Source organism: Thioalkalivibrio sp. ALMg9 (assembly GCF_000380625.1).
Taxonomy (GTDB): domain Bacteria; phylum Pseudomonadota; class Gammaproteobacteria; order Ectothiorhodospirales; family Ectothiorhodospiraceae; genus Thioalkalivibrio; species Thioalkalivibrio versutus.
Genome location: NZ_AQYC01000008.1, coordinates 526,966 through 551,617, shown reverse-complemented (window position 1 = coordinate 551,617; position 24,652 = coordinate 526,966). Strand labels below are relative to the sequence as shown.

Annotated in this window: 42 protein-coding genes; 39 read left to right on the top strand and 3 right to left on the bottom strand. The window is 69.0% G+C overall.

The window, feature by feature from the left end; genetic code table 11:
• Nucleotides 1–198: 198 nt before the first annotated feature.
• The gene (locus F792_RS0108015; RefSeq protein ID WP_156000309.1) at nucleotides 199–681 is read right to left on the bottom strand and encodes a hypothetical protein; all 483 of its coding nucleotides are present in this window, start codon (nucleotides 679–681) and stop codon (nucleotides 199–201) included.
• A gap of 255 nt (nucleotides 682–936) precedes the next feature.
• Between F792_RS0108015 and F792_RS14195 the strand changes: the two genes are divergently transcribed.
• Together F792_RS14195 and F792_RS0108005 are read left to right on the top strand one after the other, a co-directional pair.
• Nucleotides 937–1,275, top strand: a complete 339-nt coding sequence (locus F792_RS14195; RefSeq protein ID WP_081620130.1) for a helix-turn-helix transcriptional regulator — start codon at nucleotides 937–939, stop codon at nucleotides 1,273–1,275.
• 109 nt (nucleotides 1,276–1,384) lie between these two features.
• Nucleotides 1,385–1,864, top strand: coding sequence for a hypothetical protein (locus F792_RS0108005; protein WP_018169129.1), 480 nt, complete (start codon nucleotides 1,385–1,387; stop codon nucleotides 1,862–1,864).
• A 36-nt stretch (nucleotides 1,865–1,900) separates the two neighbouring features.
• Here the strand turns inward: F792_RS0108005 and F792_RS0108000 are convergent, their stop codons facing one another.
• Nucleotides 1,901–2,275, bottom strand: a complete 375-nt coding sequence (locus tag F792_RS0108000) for a hypothetical protein (RefSeq protein ID WP_156000307.1) — start codon at nucleotides 2,273–2,275, stop codon at nucleotides 1,901–1,903.
• 298 nt (nucleotides 2,276–2,573) lie between these two features.
• On the opposite strand from F792_RS0108000, the gene F792_RS0107995 reads away from it, so the two are divergent.
• Nucleotides 2,574–2,780: a hypothetical protein gene (locus F792_RS0107995; RefSeq protein ID WP_018169127.1), complete on the top strand. Its 207-nt coding sequence runs from the start codon at nucleotides 2,574–2,576 to the stop codon at nucleotides 2,778–2,780.
• Here F792_RS0107995 and F792_RS0107990 read toward each other — a convergent pair.
• A complete protein-coding gene (locus F792_RS0107990) occupies nucleotides 2,755–2,970 on the bottom strand; it encodes a hypothetical protein (protein WP_018169126.1) in 216 nt (71 codons plus the stop codon). The two genes, F792_RS0107995 and F792_RS0107990, sit on opposite strands and share 26 nt — an antisense overlap.
• A 70-nt stretch (nucleotides 2,971–3,040) precedes the next feature.
• Here F792_RS0107990 and F792_RS14190 point away from each other — a divergent pair, with 70 nt between their 5' ends.
• The 36 genes from F792_RS14190 (at nucleotide 3,041) to F792_RS0107810 (ending at nucleotide 24,631) form a co-directional block, all read left to right on the top strand.
• Nucleotides 3,041–5,224, top strand: a complete 2,184-nt coding sequence (locus F792_RS14190) for a Mu transposase C-terminal domain-containing protein (protein WP_081620129.1) — start codon at nucleotides 3,041–3,043, stop codon at nucleotides 5,222–5,224.
• Between the two features lie 70 nt (nucleotides 5,225–5,294).
• A complete protein-coding gene (locus F792_RS0107980; protein ID WP_196799405.1) occupies nucleotides 5,295–6,053 on the top strand; it encodes an AAA family ATPase in 759 nt (252 codons plus the stop codon).
• Nucleotides 6,054–6,064: 11 nt separating this feature from the next.
• Entirely contained in the window at nucleotides 6,065–6,403 is a 339-nt protein-coding gene (locus tag F792_RS0107975) for a hypothetical protein (protein ID WP_018169123.1), read from the top strand.
• Nucleotides 6,396–6,743, top strand: a complete 348-nt coding sequence (locus F792_RS0107970) for a helix-turn-helix transcriptional regulator (RefSeq protein WP_018169122.1) — start codon at nucleotides 6,396–6,398, stop codon at nucleotides 6,741–6,743. The genes F792_RS0107975 and F792_RS0107970 overlap by 8 nt, the downstream gene beginning before the upstream one ends.
• A gap of 2 nt (nucleotides 6,744–6,745) precedes the next feature.
• Nucleotides 6,746–7,087 carry a hypothetical protein gene (locus tag F792_RS0107965; protein ID WP_018169121.1) on the top strand — a complete coding sequence of 114 codons (342 nt, stop codon included), beginning with the start codon at nucleotides 6,746–6,748 and terminating at the stop codon, nucleotides 7,085–7,087.
• Nucleotides 7,081–7,371, top strand: a complete 291-nt coding sequence (locus F792_RS0107960; RefSeq protein ID WP_156000305.1) for a hypothetical protein — start codon at nucleotides 7,081–7,083, stop codon at nucleotides 7,369–7,371. Before F792_RS0107965 ends, F792_RS0107960 begins: the two co-directional genes overlap by 7 nt.
• Nucleotides 7,368–7,661, top strand: a complete 294-nt coding sequence (locus F792_RS0107955; protein WP_018169119.1) for a hypothetical protein — start codon at nucleotides 7,368–7,370, stop codon at nucleotides 7,659–7,661. The genes F792_RS0107960 and F792_RS0107955 overlap by 4 nt, the downstream gene beginning before the upstream one ends.
• A 21-nt stretch (nucleotides 7,662–7,682) precedes the next feature.
• A complete protein-coding gene (locus F792_RS0107950) occupies nucleotides 7,683–7,919 on the top strand; it encodes a hypothetical protein (protein WP_018169118.1) in 237 nt (78 codons plus the stop codon).
• 14 nt (nucleotides 7,920–7,933) lie between these two features.
• On the top strand, nucleotides 7,934–8,572 hold the full coding sequence (locus F792_RS0107945; RefSeq protein WP_018169117.1) for a DUF3164 family protein: 639 nt from the start codon (nucleotides 7,934–7,936) through the stop codon (nucleotides 8,570–8,572).
• 12 nt (nucleotides 8,573–8,584) lie between these two features.
• Entirely contained in the window at nucleotides 8,585–8,800 is a 216-nt protein-coding gene (locus F792_RS0107940; RefSeq protein WP_018169116.1) for a hypothetical protein, read from the top strand.
• A gap of 15 nt (nucleotides 8,801–8,815) precedes the next feature.
• Nucleotides 8,816–9,031, top strand: coding sequence for a hypothetical protein (locus F792_RS14185; protein ID WP_018169115.1), 216 nt, complete (start codon nucleotides 8,816–8,818; stop codon nucleotides 9,029–9,031).
• Nucleotides 9,028–9,321, top strand: a complete 294-nt coding sequence (locus F792_RS14905; protein WP_018169114.1) for a hypothetical protein — start codon at nucleotides 9,028–9,030, stop codon at nucleotides 9,319–9,321. The genes F792_RS14185 and F792_RS14905 overlap by 4 nt, the downstream gene beginning before the upstream one ends.
• Complete coding sequence (locus F792_RS14900; RefSeq protein WP_018169113.1) at nucleotides 9,311–9,751, top strand: gp16 family protein; 441 nt, start codon at nucleotides 9,311–9,313, stop codon at nucleotides 9,749–9,751. The genes F792_RS14905 and F792_RS14900 overlap by 11 nt, the downstream gene beginning before the upstream one ends.
• Nucleotides 9,751–10,473: a hypothetical protein gene (locus F792_RS14815; protein ID WP_018169112.1), complete on the top strand. Its 723-nt coding sequence runs from the start codon at nucleotides 9,751–9,753 to the stop codon at nucleotides 10,471–10,473. Before F792_RS14900 ends, F792_RS14815 begins: the two co-directional genes overlap by 1 nt.
• A gap of 4 nt (nucleotides 10,474–10,477) precedes the next feature.
• Nucleotides 10,478–10,894, top strand: a complete 417-nt coding sequence (locus tag F792_RS14175; protein ID WP_018169111.1) for a Mor transcription activator family protein — start codon at nucleotides 10,478–10,480, stop codon at nucleotides 10,892–10,894.
• A gap of 150 nt (nucleotides 10,895–11,044) precedes the next feature.
• Nucleotides 11,045–11,530: an N-acetylmuramoyl-L-alanine amidase gene (locus F792_RS0107910; protein ID WP_018169110.1), complete on the top strand. Its 486-nt coding sequence runs from the start codon at nucleotides 11,045–11,047 to the stop codon at nucleotides 11,528–11,530.
• A complete protein-coding gene (locus F792_RS0107905) occupies nucleotides 11,527–11,769 on the top strand; it encodes a hypothetical protein (RefSeq protein ID WP_018169109.1) in 243 nt (80 codons plus the stop codon). The genes F792_RS0107910 and F792_RS0107905 overlap by 4 nt, the downstream gene beginning before the upstream one ends.
• Nucleotides 11,756–12,007, top strand: coding sequence for a hypothetical protein (locus F792_RS0107900; protein ID WP_156000303.1), 252 nt, complete (start codon nucleotides 11,756–11,758; stop codon nucleotides 12,005–12,007). The genes F792_RS0107905 and F792_RS0107900 overlap by 14 nt, the downstream gene beginning before the upstream one ends.
• Nucleotides 12,004–12,252 carry a hypothetical protein gene (locus F792_RS0107895; protein ID WP_196799412.1) on the top strand — a complete coding sequence of 83 codons (249 nt, stop codon included), beginning with the start codon at nucleotides 12,004–12,006 and terminating at the stop codon, nucleotides 12,250–12,252. The genes F792_RS0107900 and F792_RS0107895 overlap by 4 nt, the downstream gene beginning before the upstream one ends.
• On the top strand, nucleotides 12,252–12,479 hold the full coding sequence (locus F792_RS14170) for a hypothetical protein (RefSeq protein ID WP_018169106.1): 228 nt from the start codon (nucleotides 12,252–12,254) through the stop codon (nucleotides 12,477–12,479). Before F792_RS0107895 ends, F792_RS14170 begins: the two co-directional genes overlap by 1 nt.
• A complete protein-coding gene (locus tag F792_RS0107885) occupies nucleotides 12,476–12,811 on the top strand; it encodes a hypothetical protein (protein ID WP_018169105.1) in 336 nt (111 codons plus the stop codon). The genes F792_RS14170 and F792_RS0107885 overlap by 4 nt, the downstream gene beginning before the upstream one ends.
• Nucleotides 12,801–13,109 (top strand): hypothetical protein, encoded by a 309-nt coding sequence (locus F792_RS0107880; RefSeq protein ID WP_018169104.1) that lies wholly within the window; start codon nucleotides 12,801–12,803, stop codon nucleotides 13,107–13,109. The genes F792_RS0107885 and F792_RS0107880 overlap by 11 nt, the downstream gene beginning before the upstream one ends.
• Nucleotides 13,110–13,113: 4 nt before the next feature.
• Nucleotides 13,114–13,662 (top strand): DUF3486 family protein, encoded by a 549-nt coding sequence (locus F792_RS0107875; RefSeq protein WP_018169103.1) that lies wholly within the window; start codon nucleotides 13,114–13,116, stop codon nucleotides 13,660–13,662.
• On the top strand, nucleotides 13,659–15,182 hold the full coding sequence (locus tag F792_RS0107870; RefSeq protein WP_026305926.1) for a terminase large subunit domain-containing protein: 1,524 nt from the start codon (nucleotides 13,659–13,661) through the stop codon (nucleotides 15,180–15,182). Before F792_RS0107875 ends, F792_RS0107870 begins: the two co-directional genes overlap by 4 nt.
• Nucleotides 15,182–16,648 carry a DUF935 domain-containing protein gene (locus F792_RS0107865; protein ID WP_018169101.1) on the top strand — a complete coding sequence of 489 codons (1,467 nt, stop codon included), beginning with the start codon at nucleotides 15,182–15,184 and terminating at the stop codon, nucleotides 16,646–16,648. The genes F792_RS0107870 and F792_RS0107865 overlap by 1 nt, the downstream gene beginning before the upstream one ends.
• Nucleotides 16,648–17,874, top strand: a complete 1,227-nt coding sequence (locus F792_RS0107860; RefSeq protein ID WP_018169100.1) for a PBECR2 nuclease fold domain-containing protein — start codon at nucleotides 16,648–16,650, stop codon at nucleotides 17,872–17,874. Before F792_RS0107865 ends, F792_RS0107860 begins: the two co-directional genes overlap by 1 nt.
• On the top strand, nucleotides 17,874–18,338 hold the full coding sequence (locus F792_RS0107855) for a phage virion morphogenesis protein (protein ID WP_018169099.1): 465 nt from the start codon (nucleotides 17,874–17,876) through the stop codon (nucleotides 18,336–18,338). Before F792_RS0107860 ends, F792_RS0107855 begins: the two co-directional genes overlap by 1 nt.
• A gap of 131 nt (nucleotides 18,339–18,469) precedes the next feature.
• Nucleotides 18,470–18,847, top strand: a complete 378-nt coding sequence (locus F792_RS0107850) for a hypothetical protein (protein WP_018169098.1) — start codon at nucleotides 18,470–18,472, stop codon at nucleotides 18,845–18,847.
• Nucleotides 18,848–19,156: 309 nt separating this feature from the next.
• Nucleotides 19,157–20,281, top strand: a complete 1,125-nt coding sequence (locus F792_RS0107845) for a peptidase (protein WP_038084586.1) — start codon at nucleotides 19,157–19,159, stop codon at nucleotides 20,279–20,281.
• Nucleotides 20,282–20,284: 3 nt separating this feature from the next.
• On the top strand, nucleotides 20,285–20,620 hold the full coding sequence (locus tag F792_RS0107840; RefSeq protein WP_018169096.1) for a capsid cement protein: 336 nt from the start codon (nucleotides 20,285–20,287) through the stop codon (nucleotides 20,618–20,620).
• Nucleotides 20,621–20,655: 35 nt separating this feature from the next.
• Complete coding sequence (locus F792_RS0107835) at nucleotides 20,656–21,588, top strand: major capsid protein (RefSeq protein WP_018169095.1); 933 nt, start codon at nucleotides 20,656–20,658, stop codon at nucleotides 21,586–21,588.
• A 10-nt stretch (nucleotides 21,589–21,598) separates the two neighbouring features.
• Nucleotides 21,599–21,949: a hypothetical protein gene (locus tag F792_RS0107830; protein WP_018169094.1), complete on the top strand. Its 351-nt coding sequence runs from the start codon at nucleotides 21,599–21,601 to the stop codon at nucleotides 21,947–21,949.
• Nucleotides 21,946–22,359, top strand: coding sequence for a gp436 family protein (locus F792_RS0107825; protein ID WP_018169093.1), 414 nt, complete (start codon nucleotides 21,946–21,948; stop codon nucleotides 22,357–22,359). Before F792_RS0107830 ends, F792_RS0107825 begins: the two co-directional genes overlap by 4 nt.
• 1 nt (nucleotide 22,360) lies before the next feature.
• The gene (locus F792_RS0107820) at nucleotides 22,361–22,921 is read left to right on the top strand and encodes a phage protein Gp37 (protein WP_018169092.1); all 561 of its coding nucleotides are present in this window, start codon (nucleotides 22,361–22,363) and stop codon (nucleotides 22,919–22,921) included.
• Nucleotides 22,922–22,924: 3 nt separating this feature from the next.
• Nucleotides 22,925–23,140 (top strand): DUF2635 domain-containing protein, encoded by a 216-nt coding sequence (locus F792_RS14165; RefSeq protein ID WP_018169091.1) that lies wholly within the window; start codon nucleotides 22,925–22,927, stop codon nucleotides 23,138–23,140.
• 6 nt (nucleotides 23,141–23,146) lie between these two features.
• A complete protein-coding gene (locus F792_RS0107810; protein WP_018169090.1) occupies nucleotides 23,147–24,631 on the top strand; it encodes a phage tail sheath subtilisin-like domain-containing protein in 1,485 nt (494 codons plus the stop codon).
• The last annotated feature ends 21 nt before the right edge of the window (nucleotides 24,632–24,652 follow it).

The window sequence follows — 24,652 nt, the reverse complement described above, 5'->3', positions numbered from 1 at the left end:
ATCAGCGGCGTGGGATCGCCACAAAGCATCGGAAGTGCGCCCACCGAACGCGTCAACCTTCCCGGCCTGAAGTTTGACCTTCTGACTTTCTGAAGATGGACGCGTCAAAGTTACGCCCAAGTGATTGATGAGACGAAGTATTCGTTCGGCTTGTCAGCATCTTTTCGCCTCACCGAACATTGACCGCCATGAACTTCTTCAGGTGTTGCCGTTCCTGGTTGATTCGTGGTCTCGGAGGATTTCGAGGATGCGAGGTAGCGCCTCGGGCTTGATGTCCTGGTCGAGCAGCATCCCCATTAAACGCGTCATGGCGCGGCTGCCCGGGTCGTAGCCCACCACGCCCATTGCCTCTTCTACGACTTCGAGCGCCTGCTGGGTAGTCTCGATGGGTGCGGGTGTGGGGAGCGCCGGTGGCTCGGAGACCGCGTGGGCGCTGGGCTTCAGGTTTGCCCCGGCCACGCGCCGAGCGAACTCCTGTATGTCTTCCTCATTTGCGTCCGGGCCCATCTCGCGTTCGGCGTAGGCGCGCAAGCCGCTGCTGATTCCGCGCTCCTCTCCAGGGCGCTCCATTGGGCCCTCGCCTGTGGCCAGCCACTCAAGGCGCACATTGGCTGCCTGAGCGAGGCCGGCCATGGCACTGAATGATGGTGCTGCCTTCTCCCGCATGTAGCGATACAGCATATCCTCCGACACGCCAGCCGCGAATGCCGCAGATCGTCTAGACCCCACCCGCTCCGAAGCGGCCTTTATTCGAGTTCCGATTCCCGCCCGGAGAATCGGAACTCGATCTTCCCGTTCATTTCTCTGTTCCGATTCTCTGTTTTTATCTGTCATATCAGGAACCTAGAGTATTTCTGATGCGAGGTTGCAGATTATCTGAATCGGAACTGGCAAAAAGTCTTGCCGGACCTAGAACATCTGCGTTAGCATGGCTCCATGAATGCACGAGACGAAGCCAAAAAAACGGCGGATCCAGTGGACTGGCATCCCGCCGATATCGTCGCCGCCCTGCGCAAGGCCGGGTGGTCCCTACGCCGCCTTTCGCAGCACCACGGCTATGCGCCGACGGTGCTGCGCTCTGCGCTGGCCCGGCCGTGGCCGAAGGCGGAGCGCCTGATCGCCGAAGCGATCGGGGTGGACCCCGCGAGCATCTGGCCATCGCGCCAAAAACGGCGCAGGACTCGCACATGCTCCAGTCAGGATAGCACTTTCCCGCTAAATCCCGACCGCAAAAGTGCGGCTTCCGACACGAACGTGAACGTGGATGCGGCATGAACGAAGCGCTTTTGAACTGGGCTTACATCGACTTTAGGCGCCCGGCGGTGGACCGCCTAGGTGCTGGGCCGGGATTTGATTGGAGGCCTGCGGGCCGGGAGGGGTGCAAGTGAAGCGCCGGAACTGGAAGCGGGTGTACCCGCACACGATGCAGGAGGCCATCCGGCTGTGCCTGGACTGGGCCGCGCACCGGCACAACCGCGGTGTGGCGCGGGTGGCGGAGCTGATGGGGATCAGCGAGTGGACGATCTACAAGTGGATGAGCGAGGGCTCGATGCCCAGCTCGCGCATCCGCCCGTTCGAGTTCGCCTGCGACGCCACGTATGTGACCGAGTACATCGGCCATAGCGCGCGGAAGCTGGTGGTGGACATCCCGAGCGGGAGTGCCGCCGGGGGCGATGACCTGCTCGCGCTGAACGCGAAGCTCCAGGACGCGGTGCAACTACTGACGCAGTTCTATCACGGCGACCTGGACGATGACGCCGTGATCGGTGGGGTGACCGCCGCCATGACGGAGCTGGCGAAGCACCGGGTGAACGTGAGCAAGAGTGAGGCGCCGGAGCTGGAGTTGTTCGGGGGCGGGGCATGACTGCCGCCGGGCTCGAGCGCGACCAGGTGCGGGCATTCACTGCAGCCGAAACGACGGATCCAGACCTGATTCAGGCAATTCGAGCCGAGATCGATCACGGACTGGAAACGGGAGCTGCATTCCGTGAAGCCAAAGCAGCGTTAGAGCAGGCAATCGAGCGCCATCGGGGAGCGCATCCGGGAGGTGCGTCATGACGCGTTCGCCCCGAGCCTCAAGCGCAGAAGCCATTACCAATATCTGCTGGTGCCGCTCGAGCAAAACGCGCCACGTGGATCCGTTGATCTCGGCCCACGTCGTGGATTCGGGAGCCCATGCAAAGTGCTCTAGGGCTCGATCGGCCGCTTTTTCCGCCCGGCTGCGGTACGGAATTGTCCGGATTTTATGGATATGCGGCCGGAAGATTTCGTTCATGGGCCAGAGCTCCGACAGCACTTCCCATGGAGACAGAGGGGTTGGCGAGCAACTGTCCATGGGGCGACCCATGCGCTCTTCCATGAGCTGCATGGCGAGTTCGATTCCAGCTTTCTGCCTGTTCATTGGGGGCGTTCCTTCGTCGGTTGGTTCGGGTGGTACCGCCAACGGTAGCGAAGGGGTGCGCCCCCGCCAATCGAACGGGGTGGACCGTGGCTGAAGCGTGGTCCATCGCCATGCCCCAGGTATTACCCCGCAATGACCAAGCGCCCGAGCGGGCGCCCTTTGGAGGTGAGTGATGAGTACAGAACAGATCGAGCGCCCCACGCTGGGCGGGTTGCCTTTCCCCGTCCCGGTGGTGAACGAGGCCTGCCGCGCGGAGATCGCCGAGCAGATCCGCCGCAGCGCCGAGGCCAGGGAGCCCTACGACGAAATGAACGCCAAGGTGCGCGCGATCAAGGCGCGCCATGGCTACGGCGTCAGTGAGGAGGCGCCTTCTCCGTGAAGGTGAACCAGACCCATTGGCGCGCTGTTTCCAGGGCCTCTTTGGACTCGGCCGAAAGGTCGCCTTCCGGGATGGTCGAGAGGGCTTCGCTGATGCCCCAGGGGAGAGAAGGATGATGTTTGCTCAGTGCGGAAATCAGGCCGTGAAGGACCCACATTGCCGTCTTCGATTCGTCGGGGGTGTTGTCCATGGTGCGTGCTCCTGGGTGGTTGGCCCGGACAGCGTAGCCATGACCGGGCCTGCGCGCCACGGGGTGGAGCATGGCTGATCAGTGGTTCACCGCTAAGGAGCTGGCCGGGCAGCCGGGTATGCCGAGCACCGAGCGAGGGGTGCACAAGTGGGCAGAGAATGCCGGCATCGATCGCCGCAAGCGACGCCACGGTAAGGGGTGGGAATACCCCATCGATAGCCTACCCGCAGAAACCCGCACGGCGCTGGCGCTGCGTTCGGACCCGGATGCTCGAAGCGGGGCGGATGCCGCGCGCAAGCTGCGCGCCACCGAGCAGGTGAGCGCCGAGCAGGCCTGGGCCGGGCGGCAAGCGGGCCTGGCCGCGATGGTGGGTCTGGGCGCCAAGGAGCAGGCCCGCATGGATGCGCGGCTGGAGGTGCTGGACGCGGTGGCGCGGCTGCGCCGCAACGCGGCCCTGTCGCACAAGCGGGCGATCAGCCTGGTGGTGGAGCGCTACAACGCGGGCGAGCTGGATGTGACGCCCGCCACCCGCGAGGTGCTGGGGCCGGATATCTCGTCGGCGAGCCTCTACCGCTGGGCGCGCAAGCTGGAGAACGAGGGGCCGGCTGCGCTGGCTGGTCAGTACAAGGCGATCCAGCAGTCCGCGATCGAGGATCAGCCGGAGCTGTTCCGGTTCGCCGAGGCGTTCATCTCCGAGTACACGGAGTGCCGGGCGACGCAACTGGAGCGCGCGATCCATGTTCGGTTCCGGGGGCGTGAGGACCTGCGCATGCCGTCCAGGCGCGCGGTACAGCGCTGGCTGAAGGCCTACCGCGAGCGCCAGCACGAAGTGCTCACGCGGATCCGCAACCCGGACGAATGGAAGGGCCGCTACATGACGGCCACCGGCTCGGCGAGCGAGGGCACCGAACGGGTCAACCAGGTCTGGGAGCTGGACTCCACGCCCGGCGACATCATGCTCGAGGACGGGCGCCATGCCCTGATTGGGGTGATCGACGTGGCCACCCGCCGGGTCAAGCTGCTGGTGAGCAAGACCAGCCATGCCGTGGCCGTGGCCAGCCTGACCCGGCGCACGCTGCTGGACTGGGGCGCCCCGGAGATCGCCAAGACGGACAACGGCTCCGACTACACCAGCCACCACATGCGCCGCGTGTTCCAGGGGCTGGGGATCGAGCAGCACTGCTGCCAACCCTTCCAGCCCTGGCAGAAGCCGCACATCGAGAAGTTCTTTCGCACGTTCCAGCACGACCTGGTCGAGCTGCTGCCCGGATACATCGGGCACTCGGTCGGCGAGCGCCAGGCGCTGGAGGAGCGCCGCGCCTTCTCCGAGCGGCTGTTCCGCAAGGGCGAGGCGATGGAGCTGCGCATGACGGCCGCCGCGTTCCAGGAATTTGCCGATGACTGGGTCCAGAACATCTATCACCACCGCCCGCACAAGGGGCTGGACGGCACGACGCCGTTCGAGGCTGCCCAGGCCGCGCCGGGCGTGATCCGCCGGGTGCAGGACGAGCGTGCCCTGGACGTGTTGCTGGCCGAGGCCCCGGGCGAAGGCCAGCGGCGCGTGCGCAAGAAAGGCATCCACCTGGATCACGGCATCTACGACGCGCCCGAGCTGGCGGACATCCGCGGCGAGACCGTGCACGTGCGCTACGACGAGACCGACTACGGCCGGATCTACGTGTACCACCACGGCGAGTTCCTGTGCATTGCCGAGGACCCGAGCGTGTCCGGCGTCTCGCGCAAGGAAGTGGCCCAGGAGCAGCGCCGGCGCCAGGCCAAGCGCGTCGAGGCAGAGCGCCGCCGCCTGCGCGAGGTGGCCAAGCAGGAGCGGGTGCGCGACGTGGCGCAGGAGATCGTGGCGGCCAGCCGCGAGGACCGCGACAAGATCGCCGCGTTCCCCCGGCCCGAGACCGAGCACACCAGCGACGGCATCGACGCCGCGCGCGAAGCCGCCGACGCGCGCGAGCGGATCGACCAGCCGCCGGAGCTGGCGCCGGTCGATGAACAGGCCCTGGCCGAGGTGACCGAGCTGCTGCGCGAAGACCAGATCCAGGACGAGACGGCCGAGGACCGGTTCCGCCGCTGGATCCGCCTGCACGAGCAGGAGCTGGACGGCGCCGAACTGCCGGAGACCGACCGCTACTGGAAGCAACGCTACGAGGACACCAGCGAATTTCGCGGCCGGTATCTGGTGTACGAGGACTATGGCGCCCGCCCGTTCATGGGCGGGGGCCAAAAGGAAGGGGCGGAATGACCCGCCCCCCACACAAGGCCGCTGGCACGGCCTGCAACTACCTAGTGAGGCAATTATGAGACACCGCATTGTGCCCGTCAAAAACGTGGTTCGCCTGTCCGAGGCGAGCGACGCCCTGATCTACCGCAGCATGGGCATGCCCGGCATGGGGCTGATCTGGGGCCCCACCGGCTACGGCAAGACCACCGCCGCCACCTGGTTGATCAACCGCGTGCACGGCGTGTATGTGCGGCCGATGGCCACCAGCACGCCCACCAGCTTCCTCGGCAGCATCCTGCGCGAGCTCGACCAGGAAGCGCGTGGCAACTGCGCGCAGATGGTGGAGCGCATCGTCGAGGGGCTGGCCACCAGCAACCGCCCGCTGTTCGTCGACGAGGCGGACTACATCGCCGAGCGCGCCCGGCTGACCGAGACCCTGCGCGACATTCACGACCTCTCCACCGTGCCGGTCGTGCTGATCGGCATGGCCGGAATTCAAAGGAAGCTCGGGCAGCGCCAGCAGCTCTCCGGCCGCATCGCCCAATGGGTCGAGTTCGGCCCGGCGGACCTGGAGGACGCCCGCGCCCTGGCCGATGGCCTGTGCGAAATCCCGGTGGCGGACGACCTGCTGGAACGGCTGCACCGCGCCGCCGGTGGCGAGGTCCGCCGCATCACCGTCGGGCTGGGCCGCATCGAGCAGCACGGCCGCGCCCGCAGCCTGGACAGCATGACCCTGGGGGATTGGACGCTGGGGGATGAAGGGTTCTTCCTGCCGCGTGCCGAGCCGCGCCAGCGGGCGGGGGCCGGTGCCCGTCGCCCCGGCAAGATCGCGGCATTCGGGGGTCGGTAATGGTGCGTCGTATGAGCCCACCGCGCGTACCGCCACACCCCGCGCGCAGCGCCCGCGCCCGCATCTGGCAGTCCATTCGCGTGCTGCGCCAGTTCGACCTGGCCACGCTCGCCGCCACCGCCGAGGCGCAGTACCACAACGTCTCGTGCTACGTGCGGGCCCTGCGCCGGGTCGGTGTCGTGCGCCGCCATTGCGGGCATCGGCCGGGTGTGCCGGGGGCGGGAGGCCGCTATGCGCTGATCCGCGACCTGGGGCCCTACGCCCCGCGCACGCAAATGCACGGCGGCGTGTACGACGCCAACGCCCACCAGACCCTGTACCCCGAATCGAAAGAGGCCACCGATGACTGAAGTGACCGCAGCACCCAACGAATGGCTCGACGCCCTGCGCGCCGAGTGCCAGCGCACCGGCAGTCAGGCCACCGTCGCCCGCGCCCTGGGCTACAGCCCGGCCGTGATCAACCAGGTCCTGCGCGGAACCTACGGCGGCAATGTCGAGCGCGTGCGCGAAGTCGTGGAGGGCGCCCTGCTGGGCATCACCGTGGACTGCCCGATCCTCGGCGACATCCCGCGCGATGCCTGCCTGCGCCACCAGGACCGCGAGTTCGCGGCCACCAACCCCTCGCGCGTGCAGCTCTATTACGCCTGCCGCAGCGGCTGCCTCAACAGCCATCTGCCCAAGGAGTACTGACCATGCAGACCCATGACACCGCCGTGGCCTACGTGCCCGGCCCGCTGCATCCCGACCTGTTCGGCGGCGAGACGCCGATCACCATCCCGGTGAAGGCCGACGACCTGAAGGTATTTCAGGTGCGCGTGAGCTGGCTGGAGTGCCACCGCGATTATTGCCGCATCACCGTGGCGGCGCCCAACGAGAACGCGGCCCAGCAGGCCGCCCTGCAACACGCCGAAGACCAGGACCTGGGCGAGGACGGCGACGACTACGAGGTGGAGACCTGCGACCGGCTCGACCGCCTGCCCACCGAAGAGGAAGTGCTCGCGTGGAACGAGCGCCGGGGAGGTGAGCCGTGCTGACTGCTGCCCCCATGGATCCCCGCGTGGCGGAGGACCGCGCCCGTCTCGCGCGGGTGCAGGCCAGCGGCCAGGCGACCGTCGAGTACGCCTGCCCGGCGTGCACGTCCGCGCTCTGGGAGCTGGTGCCCAGCGCCACGCTCGAGCCGTACACCACCTTTGCCGTGTGCCCGACCTGCGAGGCGATGCACCACCGCATTACCTGGGCGGACGCCACCGTCGAGACCAACGACCTGGCCGGCGGTCTCCACCGCCCGGCCACCACCCTGACAGGAGCCGCGACATGATGCCGCACACCTCGACTCTGCCGAGCGCCCTGGGCGCGGGCAACCAGCACCTGCTCGAAGCGCTGAACAAGGCGCAGACCGTGGCCACCCTGCTGGCCGAATGGGGCTGCGCCGTCACCCGCGTGGAGGCCGCCGAGCGCAACCCCGTGATCTGGATCACCCGCCCGCCGGCCCACCTGGACCTGCCGCGGGTATGCAAGGTCACCCGCGTGCGCGGGGCTGGCCTGCCGCCCGAGCGCCTCTATGCCACCCACTACATGGGCTGTCAGGTCCAGTGGCTGGCCCATTAACCCGGTCGTGAGGAGCGCGTAATGCACCCGGAAAACCCCTTTATGCAGGTCCGCGAAGGCCTCGGAAAGACCGAGGACCCGACCGTGGAGGGCCGCCTGGCCCGTGTGCCCGAGCTGGGCCTGGACGAATGCCAGGCCGCGCTGGACATGCCCCACCTGCAAGCCACCGTGCGCGCCGCCGTCAAGCGGCGCATGAACCAACTGATCCGCGAGGAGCGCGCCCGGATCGACCGGGCCGCCCACGCGGCTCGCAGCTAAGGAGACCCCAAGCCATGACCGAGACCGCCGCCCCCTACGACACCGAGGCCGTCCCCGACGGCTACATGAAGAACAGCGCCGGACACCTGGTGCCGGAAAGCCAGGTGCGCGAGCACGACAAGCTGCGCGACCAGACGGCGCGTGACCTGACCGCCGAGGCGCTGGAACTCAACCGCCGCCTGACGGCGTTCAAAAAGCGCGCCCTGGCGGATATCGCCGACCTGGTCAGCGTCGCGGCCAGCCGCTACGAGGTCCACCTCGGCGGCAAGAAAGGCAACGTCACCGTGACCACCTACGACGGCCGCTACCGCGTGGTGCGCTCCTATGCCGAACGGCTCTCGTTTACCGAAGAGCTGGAGGCCGCCAAGGAACTCATCAACCAGTGCATCGAGCGCTGGAGCGAAGGCGCCAACGTCAACATCAAGGCGCTGGTGGATCGCGCATTCCGGACCGACAGCCAGGGCCAGATCAAGACCACGGCCGTGCTGGAGCTCCTGCGCCTGGAGATCGAGGACGGGGACTGGGAGCGCGCCATGGAAGCCCTGCGCGACTCGATCCAGACCACCGGCACCGCCGTGTACATCCGCGTGTACGAGCGCCGCGACGGGACCGACCAGTACCGGCCCATCCCGCTCGACCTCGCGGCCGTTTAGGAGGGGACCCTGATGAGCACACCTGCACCGCAGAGCGCGGACCTCGCCTGGCAGGCGGGGCATCGCGCCTTCGAGGAACGCCCGGAACAGACCGTCGCGCAGGCCGAGGCACGCGTGGGCGTGCGCGAGGACGAGACCGTCCTGCGCACCGCCTTCCTGCTGGGCTGGCGCGCCGCTCGCGAGGGCGTCCCGTTCCGCGTGATTCATCGCGCCTGCGCACCGTACTGACCCTGGAGGCCCGCCATGCACGCCGCCCGACTGTCCCACTCGCCCCGCCTGCAGCGCGTCCTGAACCTGCTGGAGGACGGAGAACCGCACAGCACCATGGAGATCATCCTCGGCGCGCAGGTGTGCGCGGTGAACAGCATCGTCTCCGAGCTGCGCGCCAACGGCGAGCACATCGAGGCCCGCGTGATCGACGGGCTGTGGCACTACCGCCTGATCCGGAGTGCATCGTGACCGCGCGGCGCGCACGCCCGGCCCTGCGCGATGGCCATTGCTGCCCCGTGTTCACCCCCGCGCAGATCCGGCGCGGGCTCGACTCCGGGCGCTTTCGCATCACCGCCATCGGCATGGAGCGGCTGTGCAGCCGTTGCGCCCAGTACTGGCCGCTGGATACCGAGTTCTGGCAGTGGACGCCGCGCAAGTCCGGCGGCGTGCACAACTACTGCAAGGCCTGTGACCGCGAGCGCCGCGACGGCCGCAAGCCCTACAAGGACCGCCGCGCGGAGGTGTGCCATGCCGGATGACCGCCGCCGCAAGGACCTCGCCAAGATCCACATGGCCGCCAAGGCGCTGGGTCTGGACCGTGCCACCTACGAAGGCCTGCTCACCCAGGTGGCCGGCGTGACCAGCGCCGCGCACCTGACGGCGGACGGCCGGCGCAAGGTACTGACCCGGATGCGCCAGCTTGGCTGGGGCGAGCGCTACGGCCGCAAGCGCCCCGCTGCCCCCTCCGGGCGCAGCCCGCAGATCGCCAAGATCGAGGCCCTGTTGGCCGATATCGGCAACCTCCAGCAACGCGCCGTGCCCTGGCAGTACGCCGACACCATCGCCCGCCGCGTGTGCGGGGTGGACCGCGTCGAGTGGGTCCCGACCGACCAGCTCCACAAGGTGATCACCGCCCTGACGGTGCGCCGTAATCGCCTGATGCCCAAGCAAACCGAGGAATCCGCCTGATGCGCCTGCGCTGCCCCACCTGCTACACGGAGTCCAGCGTCGAGGCGGTACTGGAGGACGAGGCCGCGCGCGACCTGATGGCGCTGCTGGCCGATCAGCCGCGCGACGTCAGCCGCCCGCTGGCGCGCTACCTGGGGCTGTTCCGCCCCAAGACCCGGGCGCTCGCCTGGGAACGCGCCCTGCGCCTGGCGCGCGAGACGCTGGCCCTGGATGCGGATCCGGCGCGGCTGGGGCAGGCGCTGTCCGATACGGTGGAAGCGATGCGCGTCAAGCAGGAAGCCGGCGGCTGGCGCCCGCTCACCAACCATCAGTACCTCTCGCGTGTACTGGAGAGCGTGACCGTGCGGGGCGTATCCTCCGGCCCCAGTGCCGAGACGGCCCCGGCCCCGGCCGCGCCGCGCTCCAAGGGCGGGCAGATCCTCCAGATGCTGGAGGCCTACCCGACCGAGGCGGGCGACGACCGGCCCGAGTGGTTCGTGCGCGCCGTGTGCACCGGCCTGCGCGAGCTGGTGTTGCGCTCGCTGGAGGGCCAGCCGGCGGCCGATCTGTGGGGCGAGGTCATTCCGCACTGGATCAACGCCCTGTACCCGCGCCGGGAGTGGCGCGAGGACTGCCGCTTTCGCGGGGCCGAGCGTCTGGCGCTGGCGTTTCGCATGACCGGCGAGCGCACCAGCCGCTGGCCGCAGCCAGCGGACATCCTGGAACACGTCCCGAGGGCCTGATGCCGTGACCGACTGGAACGCCGTCTACGACTGTCTGCCGCCGCAAGCGGCCGAGCTGGCCGACATCATCGGCCTGCCGGCGCTTCAGGCGCTGGTGGACACCGCCGGCGGCACCACGGTGCACGTGCCCCAGCCGCAGTACCTGCGCGACGATCACCGCCTGGTGCAGGCCCTGGGCTGGAGCGCCGCGCGGCAACTGGCCCAGCACTACCAGCGCGAGCGCGTCGTGGTGCCCCGCTGCGTGGACGCCCTGCGGGCCGCGCGTGACGAGGAAGTCCGTGCCCTGACCGAGGCCGGGTGGAGCGCCCGCCATCTGGCGCTGCGCTATCATTTGACCGAACGCCAGATCAAGAACATCCGGGCGCGCTCGCGCCACGCCGACCCGAGTGCGCAGCAAAGCCTCTTCAACGCCGCCCCATAGGCCCCTCTGGCGCGCCGCCATCACGGCGTCTATGATGCGCCGATCCGCACCCCGAAACCGCCCCGCACCCTCCCCGTGAAGCCGTTCACCGCCGCCTGACCCCGGGCGCATTTCTACCCTGCCGGTACATCGTAACCGCAGGGACACCCCGTGAGCCGAGCCCGCCCGATCGACGCGATCGATCACCTCATCATCCACTGTTCCGCGAGCCCCAACGGCCGCGCGGACACGGCCGCCGACATCGACCAGTGGCACGCCCGCAACGGTTGGCGTCGCGGTGCCCCGCATGGCGGCGCCAACGATCTGCATCACATCGGCTACCACTGGGTGATTGAGCTGGACGGTCATGTGGCCGCCGGCCGGGGTCTGCTGGAAACCGGCGCGCATGCCGGCCCCGCCATGAACGGCCGCTCCGTTGGCATCTGCCTGATCGGCACCGACCGCTTTACCCAGGCGCAGTGGGATCAGCTCGCCTGCCAGGTGCGCCGCCTGCGCGACAAGCTGCCGGGCGAGGTGACCATCATCGGCCACCGCGACGTGCCCGCCAACAAGCGGTGCCCCGGGTTCGACGTGGCCGGCTGGCTGGAACGCGGCATGGAGCCCGAGCCCGATCAGATCCTGGAGGTGGCCTCGTGATCTCGTTACTCGATACCCGCGGCAAGCCCAGCCGCACGCTCCCCTTCGTGGCCGTGTCGTGGCTGGTGGTCACGGTGCGGTTTGCCCTGGGCGGGTTGGAGCTCGGGCCGCTCGGCACCATGCCGGCCATGACCGCCGCCGAATACGGCCCGGCCGTCTCCCTGATCCTGGCGATCTGGATCGGGCGCGAGTGGAAAGCCAAGGACCTGGAAAAGGGGGTCTCCCATGGGAATGGTTGAGGGGGTGCTCGGCCTGATCGGGCTGCTGTTTGCGGCGATCGCCTATGGCCTGAAGGCTCGCGGGGATCGCGAGCGGGAGCGCGCCGATCGCGAATCCGAGCGGGCCAATCGCAATGAGCAAGCCAGCCAGACCCAGGCCCGTGCCAGCGAGCGCTTGCGCAAGACCGAGCAGCGCCAGGAGTCCGAGCGGCGCGAGCCGGACACGAAGGATCGCCGCGACCTGGAGAACGACTGGTGAGGGCCGCACTCGTTCTAGTGCTGGCCGCCGGCGTGCTCGCCGGGTGCGCCACCCCGCGGGTGGAGTACGTGACCGCACCGCTGCCGATGCCACCCCGCCCCGAACTGCCCGCGATCCAGGGCGAGGCCCTGCAATGCCTCGCGGAGGACGACTACCGCGCGCTGGTCCAGCGCGATCGTCTGCGCCGCGAGTATGCCGAGCAGCTCGAAGCGGTGATCGAGAGTACGCACGGAGAGCCGCGCTGATGCCTTTTGACGAACGCTATGTGGTCAGCTCCGAAAAGCAGGTCGCGGCCGAGCTCGAGCACGCGCTGGACCGGATGCGGAATCGCGATCGCGGCACGGCGCCCGTGATGATCGACGGACAGCCCTGCTGTGCCGAATGCGAGGAACCCATGCCCAAGCGGGCACGGCTCGGCTACGGCCGCTGCATCGACTGCCAGAGCCGGCATGAAAGGACCCAGGGGGAATGATGGAGTTTGTGATCGACTGGCGCGGCATCGGGGTGCTGGCCAGCTTGTTCGTGACCTGGAGCGGCGTGCTGTTCTGGATCATCAAATGGCTGCTGGACCGTTACCAGCACCACCTGGATGGGCGGCTGAACGACCTCGATGCCAGCCACAAAGAGAAAAGCCAGGAAGTGGCTCGGGTGGAGCGGGACCTGCTCAACCTGAAAGCCGAGATCCCGGTGCAGTACGTGCGCCGGGACGACTACGTACGCGGCCAGAGCGTGATCGAGGCCAAGCTCGACGCGCTGGCCGGCAAGCTGGAGCAGACCCGAGTGGAGGCGAATCGTGACCATTGATCCGGAACGCGTGCGCCGCGAGAACATCCGCTGGCACGGCATCCTGACCCTGAACCACGCGCGCCCCGAGGGCGCCTGGGAGGAGCAGGTACTGGCCGTGACCCAGGCCGTCTACCCCGATGCCACCGCCCTGGAGGTGCGGCGCGCGCTGGACTATCTGCATGCGCGCGGGCTGGCCACCGTGGAGCGACTGCCCGAAGGGCGCTGGTACGCCACGCTCACCCGCCACGGCATCGACATGGCCGAGTACACGATCGACGCCGATCCCGGCCTCGGCCGTCCGGCCAAGTACTGGTGATCCCATGCCCCAGCGTAGCGCAGTGAGCCAACTGCCCGAAGAGGTTCGCTCGGCCCTGGACCGCCGTCTCGCGGAGCAGGGGTTCGCGAACTATGACCGCCTGGTCGAGTGGCTGACGGAGCAAGGGTTCCAGATCAGCCGGTCGGCCGTGCACCGCTACGGCCAGGCGCTGGAAGAGCGCCTGGCGGATATCCGGGCCTCCACCGAAGCGGCGCGGCTGATCACGGCCGAGGTCGAGGACGCGGAGGACAACCAGTCTTCGGCCCTGTTGCGGATGATCCAGTCCGAGATGTTTCAGGTGCTGATGAACCTGCGGCAGGCGAACGACGCGGAGCTGGACGCCGACCAGCGCGTGGCGCTGCTGGCCCGCGCCGGCAAGGCGGCGGCCGAAGTGGCACGCGCCAGCATGACGCAGAAGAAACTCGCGGCGGACGTGCGGCGTCAGGCGCAGGCCGAGGCCGCCGAGCGGGCGGAGACCGTGGCGCGCAAGGCGGGGGTCTCGGCCGAAGGTGTGGCGGCCCTGCGCGCGGCCATCCTCGAGGAGATGGCGTGAGCGCGCCCGGATCCGTGTTGCTCGGCTACCAGCGCCGCTGGGTGCTGGATGACGCGGCGGTCAAGGTGATCGAGAAATCGCGCCGCATTGGCCTGTCCTATGCCGAGGCCTCGGACGCCGTGCTGCACGCGGCGGCCGAAGACGGCGCCAACGTCTATTACATCTCCTACGACAAGGAGATGACGCAGGGCTTTATCCAGGACTGTGCCCACTGGGCGCGGGCGTTCCAGGCGGCCGCCAGTCAGATCGAAGAATCCGTGATCGAGGCGGACGATCGGCAGATCCTGACCTACGTCATCAAGTTCGACAGCGGTCACCAGATCCAGACCTTCAGCTCCAACCCGCGCAACCTGCGGTCCAAGGGCCGCCCGGGCGAGCGGCTGGTGATCGACGAGGCGGCGTTCGTCGACGACATCGAGGAGCTGCTGAAGGCCGCCATGGCGATGACCATGTGGGGCGGCAAGGTGCGGATCATCAGCACCCACAACAGCGAAGAAAACCCCTTTAACCAGCTCGTAAACGACATTCGGGCCGGGCGTTATCCCTACTCGCTGCACCGTGTCACGCTCGATGATGCCCTGGCCGATGGCCTGTACCGGCGCATCTGCGAGGTGACGGGGCAGCCCTGGTCGATCGAGGCCGAGCGCGAATGGCGCCAGGCGATGGTCGATCGCTACAAGCCCAACCAGGATGAAGAGCTTTTTTGCATCCCGGCCCGCGGCGGCGGCGCCTACATGACCCGCGCCCTGGTCGAACCGCGCATGGCGCCCGCCCCCGTGCTGCGCTTTGCCGGCGATGACGCCTTCAACGCCGCACCCGAGCATGCACGCCGGGTGCAGATGGACGACTGGATCCGCGACGAGCTGATCCCCCACCTGCGCGACCTGGACCGCGACCGGCGCCACACCCTGGGCATGGACTTCGCGCGCAAGGGGCACCTCTCCGTGCTGGCCCCGATGGAGATCGGCGCGACCCGGCATCGCACGGTGCCGCTGCTGGTGGAGATGCGCAACGTGCCGCACCGGCAACAGGAGCAGGTGCTGTTCGCGCTGGGGGACCGCCTGCCGCGCCTGGCCGGCGTGGCGGTGGATGCCGGCGGGCCGGGCAGCTTTATCGCCGAGGCCGCGCACGACCACTGGGGCTCGCTGGTCGATCAGATCGCGTTCAGCGAGGGCTGGTACCGCGACAACATGCCGCGCCACAAGGCCCGCTTCGAAGACGGCACGATCACCATCCCCCTGGATGACGACGTGCTGGAGGACTACCGCGCCTGGCGCCTGGTGCGCGGGGTGCCGCGCCTGCCGGATGCCACCACCGACCGCAGCGGCCAGCGGCACGGGGACGCCTCCGTGGCCATTGCGCTCGCGGACTACGCCAGCGAGCACGAAGCCGGCCTGATCGACTACGCATCCACCGGCGAGACCCGCGCCGGTATCGACATTGACGACGCCCCGCGCTTCGAAGCCCGCGATGCCGGCTGGGGCACGGTGGGCGGCGGGACCGATCTGGGAGGCTACTGATGGCAGACAAAGTCGAGACCGGCGAAGTCGCCGGCACGCAGGACGGGCGCGACATCACGCGCGGTTGGGTGGGCCCGCTGGAGCTGATGCAGCCCCAGGACACCGTGCTGCTGACGCGCGGCGGGGGTGACCTGACCCTCTATAAGGAGCTGTACCGCGACGACCAGGTGAAGACCGCGTGGGGGCAGCGCCAGCGCGCCGTGGTCTCGGCCGAGTGGGAGGTGGAGGCGGGCGGCAACCGACGCCAGGACAAGGCCGCTGCGGACATGCTGCGCGACCAGCTCCACCATATCGGCTGGGACCGGATCACCGAGCAAATGCTGTTCGGCATCTTTTACGGGTACGCCGTGGCCGAGCCCATGTGGACGCGGGACGGCGGCCACGTGGCACTGGACAGCATCCAGGTACGCGACCGGCGGCGCTTTGGGTTCGACGGCGAGGGCCGCCTGCGCCTGCGCACGATGAGCCAGCCGCGCGGCGAGCTGTTGCCCGAGCGCAAGTTCTGGACCTTCCGTACCGGGGCCGATCACGATGACGAGCCCTACGGCCTGGGGCTCGGGCACTGGCTGTACTGGCCGGTGTTCTTCAAGCGCTCGGGTGTGCGCCTGTGGCTGAAGTTCCTGGACAAGTTCGGGCAGCCGACCGGCAAGGGCACGTTCCCGCCCTCCGCCACGGCGGCGGAGAAGCAAAAGCTCCTGGACGCCCTGCGCGCCCTGCACACCGACAGTGGCGTGATCGTGCCCGAGGGCATGGACATCGAGTTGCTCGAAGCGGCGCGCTCCGGCACGGCGGACTACACCGCCCTGTACGACCGGATGAATGGCGCGATCGCCAAGGTGATCCTGGGGCAAGTGGCCACGGTGGAGGGTACGCCCGGGCGCCTCGGCAGCGACGATGCCCAGCAGGACGTGCGCCTGGACATCATCAAGGCGGATGGTGACGTGGTGTGCGAGTCGTTCAACCGCTCGATCGCCCGCTGGCTGACGGAGTGGAACTACCCCAACGCCACGCCGCCGCGCGTGTGGCGCAAGACCGAGCAGCCCGAAGACCTGAACACCCTGGCCGAGCGTGACGAGCGCGTCTCGCGACTGGGCTACAAGCCGACGCTCGACTACATCCGCGAGCACTACGGCGACGGGTGGGAAGAGAAGCCGCAGCCCGATCCGATGGCCGGGGGCATGGGCGGCCCCGCCTTCGCCGAGGACGACCCGCCGCCCACGGAGGACGGCGAAGAGCAGGCCGCGCAACTGGAACGCCTGGCGACCGAGGCGGAGGCCGGCGAGAACGCCCTGGTCGACGCGATCCGCGAAACGGTGGATGCGGCCGAGAGCCTGGAGGACCTGCGCGACCGCCTGGTCGAGCGCCTTGAGGACCTGCCGGTCGAGGATCTGGCGCAGGCCATGGGAGATGCCCTCGCGGCGGCCCAGCTCGCCGGGCGGGTGGACCTCCTCGAGGAGGCGAGCTGATGGCCGAGTACGGATCACTGCCCTTTAACGAGCAGATCGACTACCTGCGCGAGAAGGCGGCCATGCCCTCGCGCGCCTGGACGGACGTCTACGGCCGCGAGCACGACCACGCCTTTACGGTGGCCGGCGCCAGTCGCATGGCGATCGTCGAGGACTTCCAGCGCTCGATTCAGGACATGATCGACAACGGCCAGACGATTGCCGATTTCCGCCGCGACTTCGACGACATCGTGCAGCGCCATGGCTGGTCCTACCGGGGGGCGCGCGGCTGGCGCACCCGCGTGATCTACGAGACCAACCTGTTACAGAGTTACCACGCCGGGCGCGAGGCGCAGATGGCGGACCCCGAGCTGCGCGCGCAGCGGCCCTATGGGCTGTACCGCCACGGCGGCAGCGAGGACCCGCGCGAGGAACACCTGGCACACGATGGCCGCGTGGTCCCCCTCGATGACCCCTGGTGGGATGTGTGGAGCCCGCGCAACGGCTGGGGCTGCAAGTGCAAGAAGTACGCGATCTCGGCCGAGGAAGCCGAGCGCCGGGGCCTGACCGTCTCCGAGCAGGGCCCCGCGATCGAGACGGAGACCCGTACGGTGGGCGTGAACGGGCCCAACCCGCGCACCGTCGAGGTGCCCAAGGGGATCGACCCCGGGTTCGAGCATCGCCCCGGTGGTGATCGCGTGCGCGGCGTCAGCCCGCCGCGCATGGCCCGGCCCATGGAGCAGTCCCCCACGCAGGTCGTGCCCGACCGCCGCGCGGCCGACCCCCTGCCCGAGGCGCGCGATGTGGATCTCGACTGGCTGGGTGACGAGGCCACGGCCGAGGACGCCGTGGATGCGTTCCTGGACGAGTTCGGCACCGGCCGCGGGCGGGACCCCGCGTACTACACCGATGCCTTGGGCGAGCGCCTGGCGATCTCCGATGCGCTGTTCGACAACGGGCGCGGGGGTCTGGACGTGGGCGACCTGCAACAGGCCCGCAGCCTGCGCGCGGCCGCACGGGCGGTGCGCGAGCCGGACGAGATCTGGGCGGCGCTGGAGCGCGACGGCGAAGGCGCGGCCGTATTGCGCCGGCGCTATCTGACCCGCTACCAGGGTCCGCAAGGCCCGGCGGTCGCGGTGATGGAGTGGGCCCGCAACGGCTGGCGTGCGCGCGGCGACCTGGACGACGCCGGCGGGGATGCCCTGCGCCGGGGTGTGCGGCTGTATCGCCGGGGCGAGGGCTCGTAATGGCCGGCGTAAACGTGCGTTACGAGATCCGCGACGACCGGGTGCGCCGGGCGCTGGAGGCGCTGGGCCGTCGCGCCGCACGCATGGACGCCCCGCTGCGGGCGATCGGGGAGGACCTGCAGCTCTCGCACCGCGACCGCTTCGATCAGCAGATCTCGCCCGAGGGGCACCCGTGGGCGCCGCTGTCGCCGGAGTACCAGGAGCGCAAGGCGCGGCGGGCGGACGAGGTCCTGGTGCTCAACACCTACCTGCGGGACACGCTGCGCTACGACGTGGCGGCCGGGCGTCTCGAGTTCGGGACCGATCGGGTGTACGGGGCCACGCATCAGTTCGGCGATGACGCCCGGGGCATTCCGGCGCGCCCCTGGCTGGGCCTGTCCGACGCGGACGAGCAATCCGCCGTGCGCACCCTGCTCGACTACCTGGAACGACCGCTCCGGGGCGGTCGCGGCCCGAGCCAATGAGAGGCGATTTGAGCGGCGATCACTCCCGCCCCGCCATACCCGGACCACTCCGAACCCGTTAAACGCGTGACGCGTGATTTAACAGCCCTTCACGAATGCGCAGGGCGGTCATCGAAAGCGAAGGAGAATGTGTGAGCTGGATACGGCACGAATGGTTGGTTGCGCCCCAGATGGCGCCGGCCGCCCTGGTCTGGGTGACGGGCGCCGGCCAGCGCGAGCTCGCGCGCGTGGATTCGCTATTCTGGGAGCCGGGCCTGACGTACCGACCCTGGTGCGACCACGCCGGCTTCCAATATATCAGCCGGGACGGCCTCGAGACCTGGGCCCAGTGGGTGGGGACCGCGGTGTGCGGGTGCTGTGCTCAACAGTTTGAGGCCCGGCCCGTACCGGGGGCGACCCTGATGTGGGTGAACCCGGAGGGACTCGCCGGGCGATCCCGGTTGGCGCCGCAATCCCACGCCCATCCCGGGCCCTGGCGGGGGTCGCTGTACAAGGTGTGGGGGCCGTAAGAGCCGCACCGCCCGGAGCCGGGCTTTACATCCGCCGATTAAATGACGTTTAAATCCCACCGGCGGGACTTCTCGTTAAGGATGAGAATCACCCCGGCGGGGTTTTTTGGCGCCTTAGGCGGGCTCTCCGTGGCTTGCCAGGTTCGCCGAGCGCGGACGAAGGACGAGATGGAGCGTGCTTGGTTTCCCCAGCCGAGTTGGGGCACGATAGAAGTCCTGCGACACCCTGCCCCCAAGCGGTGAAACCCTTCACCTACTGACGCTCTCCCCGGGCGTTTCAAGATGGCCTCCAAGCAATCGGAGGCCGCCATGCAATCGATCCAGATCTTCAAGCCCGGACGGCACAAGGCCATGGACGGGCGCGCCCTGGAGTTTTCCGAATCCGACCTGCAAGCCTCGGCGGACGCCTACGACCCGGCGCTGCACGAGGCGCCGCTGGTGGTGGGCCATCCCCGTAGCGACCACCCGGCCTACGGCTGGGTGCGCGGGCTGTCCTACGGCGAGGGCCTGGAGGCCACGCCCGACCAGGTGGACCCGGCGTTTGCCGAGATGGTCAGTGCCGGTCGCTTCAAGAAGGTCTCGGCGTCGTTCTACCCCCCCAACGCGAAATCCAACCCCGTGCCGGGCGTGTACTACCTGCGCCACGTGGGGTTCCTCGGTGCGCAGCCGCCGGCCGTGAAGGGCCTGAAGGCGGTGGAGTTTGCCGATGCGGATGACGACGTGGTCACGCTGGAGTTTGGCGAGGTCGAGGGCGGCCTGCTGAAAGACATCCTGCGTCGGCTGCGCGAGTACCTGATCGCCGAGCGTGGCACCGACACCGCCGACCAGGTGGTGCCCTCGTATGCGGTGGAGGAGATCCAGCGGGATGACCCGACCTCCCCCGACCCCATGTATTCCGAGCCCGAACCCCAGGAGGTATCCGCCGTGGACAAGGCCGAACTGGAGCGCCGCGAGCGCGCCCTCGCCGATCGCGAGGCCAAGATCAATGAACAGGAAGCACAGTTCTCCGAGCGCGAACAGCAGCTCCAGGAGGACGCGGCGAAGCGTCGGCGCGAAGCCCACGCCGCGCGGGTCGACCAGGCGGTCGAGGCCGGCCGCCTGCTCCCGCGTGAGCGGGATGGCGTGCTGGCGTTCCTGGAGGCGCAGGACGCCGAGGCGGTCGTGGAGTTTGGCGAAGGCGACGACGCCACCCAGGCGGATCCGCGCGAATGGTTCCTGGAGTTCCTGGATCGCCAGCCGGTGGCGGTGGACTACGCCGAGCGCGGCGGGCGCCGGGACGGCGAGAACGCCCCGGCCGCGTCGGTGGACGTGCCCGACGGTTATGAGGTGGACCCCCAGTCCGCAGCGCTGCATCGCAAGGCGCTGGAGTACATGGAGGCCCACCAGGTGGACATTGTCACGGCGGTGAACGCCGTGCAGCGAGAGGAGGCGTAAGCCATGCAGAACACGGCCCTGTTGACCCATACCGTCTCCGCCAGTGGCGGAGTGACCAAGCACCGCTGCGTCGGCTTCGACGGCGCGCAGGTGGATACCAACGGCGCGCTGGCGCTGGGGGTGGCCCGTAACGATGCCGAGGACGGCGACGATCTGGCGGTGGTCGCCAAGGGTACGGCGATTGCCGAGGCCGGCGGCGTGGTGGCCGTTGGCGACGAGCTGGTCGCCGGCACCGACGGCCGCGTGATCGTGAACCCGGACGCCGGGGGCGAGCACGTCGTGGGGCACGCCCTGGAGGGCGGCGACTCCGGCCACTTCATCGAGATCCTGCTCCGCTAAAGCGGGCGAAACGCAACGGTTAAGGAGCGTTTGACATGACCATGAATACCAGCCAGGTCCGGGTGATCAACCCGATTCTGACCGAAGTCGCCCAGGGCTATGCCCATCCGGAGCGCGTCGGCAAGGTGCTGTTCCCCGAGGTGCCGGTGCGCGCCCGCGGCGGGCAGATTATCGAGTTCGGCAAGGAGTCGTTCAAGCGGTACAAGACCCGCCGGGCGCCGGGGTCCAACACCAAGCGCGTGACCTTCGGGTACGAGGGCAAGCCGTTTGGGCTGGTCCAGGACGCGCTGGAGGGCCAGGTGCCGTGGGAGCACATGGAGGATGCCAACCAGGTGCCGGGGATCGACATGGGCCGCGAGGCCGTGAACGAGACCATGGAGATCCTGTCGCTGGGCCTGGAGGTCGAGCACGCCGAGCTGGCCACCAACCCGGACCACTACTCCACCAACCACAAGGTGGCGCTCTCCGGCACCGACCAGTGGTCGGATAGCGGCAGCGACCCCTCCAAGCAGGTGCGCGAGTACCGCGAGCAGGTGCGCCGCGCGGTGGGCATGCGCCCGAACGTGGGCGTGCTCTCGGCCAACGGCTTCGCCGCCCTGGCCGAGCACCCGAAGATCGTCGACCGCGTGAAGTACACCAGCTCCGACTCGGTGACGGTGGAGCTGCTGGCGCGGCTGTTCGGTCTGCGCCGCCTGGCGATCGGCGAGGCGGTGTACCTGGGCGATGGCGAGGAGGAAATGACCGACGCCTGGGGCAAGCACATGGTGCTGGGCTACGTGCCGGAGCAGATCACCAGCCGGCGCATGCCGAGCTTCGGCTACACCTACACCCTGCGTGGCCACCCGCTGGTGGAAGAGCCCTACCAGGACCGCAACGCCAAGAGCTGGATGTATCCGGTGACCTACGAGCGCAGCCCCGTGCTGTCGGGCATCGAGTCCGGGTTCCTGGTCCAGAACGTGGTCGAGTAAGGAGGCCGTGATGGGATACCAGGTACTTCAGCCGCTGCGGCATAACGGCCGCCGGTACGCCCCGGGTGACACCCTGCCGGACGACGCCATCAGCGCCGTTCAGGTGGAGAACCTGCGTCACCGCCGGCCGCCAGTGCTCGCCGGGGAGGCCGCGCCGGCGCAACCCAAGGGCCCCGCCGACGACGACACGCCTGATCCGATGACGAAGGCCCTGACCGGGCTGGATCGCGGGAACGAGGCGCTGTGGACCAATGGCGGCAAGCCGACCGTGGAGGCCCTGGGCGAAGCCCTGGGCCGCGAGGTGACCGCCAAGGAGCGCGACGCGGCGTGGGCGGCGTTCACCGAGGGTGACGCGGCGTGAGCTACGCCACCCAGGCGGACCTGATCGACCGCTTTGGCGAGGGCGAGATCCTCGACCTGGCGGATCGGGATGGCGACGGCACCCCCGACACCGATGTGGTGGAGGGGGCGCTTTCGGACGCGGCCTCGCTGATCGACAGCTATGTGGGTCGGCGCATGCGCCTGCCGCTGGATCCGGTGCCCGAGGTGCTGACCCGCGTGGCCTGCGATCTGGCCCGCTACTACCTCTACGAGCACCGCGCCACGGATGAAGTGACGCGCCGCCACGAGGCGGCGATGCGCTACCTGCGCGACATCGCCGAGGGCAAGGCCTCGCTGGGGGCGGATGCCCCGGCCAAGACCACCAGCGGCTCGCCGATGGTGCGTCCGGGCCACGCCGCGTTCGACGACGACGCGCTGCGGGGGTACTGACATGCTGGCGCGCGTCGAGGACGCCATGATGGAGCGCACCCAGACCGTGGTGGGTGAGCACGTCCAGGTCATCGAGGACCTGCCCGGGCGCTGGGACGAGCGCACGCTGCGCGCGGCCCTGCGGCGGGTGCCGGGCATCTATATCGCGTGGTCGGGTGCTCGCCAGGCGGCGCGCGAGAGCCAGCAGCCCGAGGCGGTGGCGCGCTATGTGGCCTACGTGGTGACCGGGCATGCCTCCGGCGAGCGCGAACGGCGCCGGGGCAACCAGCGCCAGGTGGGCGCCTACGAGCTGATCCAGCGCCTGGTGCCGGGCCTGCACGGGCTGACGGTACAGGGCATCGGCACGCTGGCGTTTCGCTCCATCGAGAACCTCTACTCCGACCGCTTCGACAAGGAAGGGGTCGTGGTGTACGGCATCGAGTACCACATGGGGATGACGTTCCCGCCGGCGTTCGACGCGGCGGATCTGGCCCCGTTCGAGACCTATCACGCCACCCACCGGGTGGGTGACGACCAGACACCGGACGCCTACGACCAGGTGTCCCTGCCCCAGGAGGACTGAGCCGTGTCGCAGACCGTGTTTATCAAGCCGCGCAACCGCAACCCGAACAAGCCCGGCGACGGCGCGCTGAAGGTGCGCCAGGAAGACGGGCGCCACCTGCCCGAGGCGGGGCGCGAAGTGTCGCTGACCTCGTACTGGCGCCGGCGCCTGCGCGACGGCGACGTGGTCGTGGCCAAGCCGCCGCAGAAGACCGCCACCAAGACGAAGACCGAGGAGTAACCGACCATGGCTGTGACCGCTGGCGTATTCAACGAGATCCCGACGGCCCTGCGCACGCCCGGGGTCTATGTCGAGTTCGATAATCGACTGGCCAACTCGGGCGTGTGGCAGTCGCGCCTGCTGGTGCTGGGGCTGCGCGACCCCGACACGGCCGAGAAGGACGAGTTCTCGGTCGATCGCGTGACCAGTGCCGAGCAGGCCGAGCGCTACTACGGGCGCGGCTCCATGCTGGCCGAGATGGTGCGCGCGGCGCTGGAGGTGGACCCGTACCTGGAGCTCTACGCCCAGCCGCTGGATGCCCCCGTCGCCGCGGCCGAGGCCACGGGCTCGATCACCGCCGCCGGGCCCGCCCTGGTCGCGGGGACGATCTCGCTGTACATCGCGGGGTACCGGATCCGCGTGGGGGTGGATGCCGGAGACAATTCCGAGGCGCTGGCCCTGGCCATCGAGGCGGCGATCAACGCCGACGATCGCGTGCCGGTGACCGCCGCGCTGGATGACACCGACCCCACCCAGGTCAACCTGACGGCGCGCTGGGCCGGCGAGACCGGCAACGATATTCACCTGGCCGAGAGCGTGCGCGGCGAACCCACCGTGCGCGGCGTGAGCCTGACCCTGACCCAGTTGGCCGATGGCAGCGCCAACCCCGAGCTGGGCGACGCGATCGCCGAGTGGGGGGACGAGTGGTTCCACTACATCGCCTGCCCGTTTACCGACGTGGCCAACCTGGACGAGCTGGGCGACGAGCTCGACCGGCGCTGGGGCCCGATGGTGCAGATGGGCGGGCGTGCGTTCTGCGCCTATCGCGGCAGCCACAGCGAGACTGGCGACTTCGGCAGCGGGCGCAACAACCCGCACGTGACCGTGATGGGGACCGGACAGGCCGTGAGCCCGACGTGGTTGTGGGCCGCCACCAACGCGATGGTGGGCGCCGGCGCCCTGACCAACGACCCGGCCCGGCCGCTGCAACGCCTGGAGCTGCCGCGCCTGATCGGCCCGCGCCAGGAAGACCTGTGGACCCAGGCCGAACGCAACCTGCTCCTGTTCGACGGCATTGCCACCTACACCGTGGCCATGGACGGGACAGTGCAGATCGAGCGCCAGGTGACCACCTACCAGGAGAACGCCTCCGGCGTGGCCGATGACAGCTACCTGGACATCAACACGCCCGAGACCCTGGAGCGGATCCGCTACGAGCAGCGCTCCCGGTTCTTGAGCAAGTACCCGCGCCACAAGCTGGCCTCGGACGACGACGCCGGGCTGTACGGCGCCGGGCAGCCGATCATGACCCCGCGCCTGGCCAAGGCCGAGCTGCTGGATCTGTATCGCGACTTCCTCCAGTCCGGGTGGGTGCAGGGCTACGAGTCCTACGCCGAGAGCCTGAACGTCAACATCGATCCGGACGACCCGACGCGGCTGAACATCATCGACAGCCCGCAACTGATCGGTCAGTACCGGGTGCATGCACAGCAGGTGCAGTTCCGCCGTTAACCCCTGTTTGAGGAGTCCATA